The organism is Oleiphilus sp. HI0128 (genome assembly GCF_001635365.1).
Genome location: NZ_LWGG01000585.1, coordinates 1 through 604, shown reverse-complemented (window position 1 = coordinate 604; position 604 = coordinate 1). Strand labels below are relative to the sequence as shown.

At 50.5% G+C, this 604-nt stretch carries 1 protein-coding gene; it reads left to right on the top strand.

What is annotated here, in order from left to right; genetic code table 11:
- The coding region (locus A3763_RS07125) for a heme A synthase (RefSeq protein WP_197482827.1) at window positions 1–604 on the top strand (604 nt) is incomplete at both ends.

Genomic DNA, 604 nt, shown 5'->3' with positions numbered 1-604 from the left:
CGCCTGTGCGCTGGCTTTATTTGTGATAGTGCTGGGCGCATACGTTCGTCTGTCTGATGCCGGATTGGGCTGTCCAGACTGGCCGGGATGTTATGGCACGCTCATTGCCCCAAGTGATAGCAATGACATTCAAGCTGCCAACGAAGCCTACCCGGAACGCCCATTTGAAGCCGACAAAGCCTGGAAGGAAATGATTCATCGTTACTTTGCCAGCACTTTGGGCTTATTAATCCTGGCAATGGCAGCTATTGCGATTAAGCGCAGAAAAGAACAAGGTCAGCAACTCACGCTTCCCCTAATTCTACTCGTAGTCGTCTGCTTTCAAGGCGCACTAGGGATGTGGACCGTCACCATGCTACTAAAACCCGCAATTGTTACGCTTCACTTGCTTGGGGGAATGTTAACTTTAGCCCTGCTTTGCTGGGCGATGCTAAGTGATCGACAACAAAAACCTGCTATCGTTTCCCGAGGCCTTAAGAACTGTGCCATATTGGCACTCGTCGTAGTCTATTGTCAGATAGCACTCGGCGGCTGGACCAGCACTAACTATGTCGCGCTTCATTGCTGGGATTTACCAACCTGCCAAGGTAAATGGTGGCCAAAT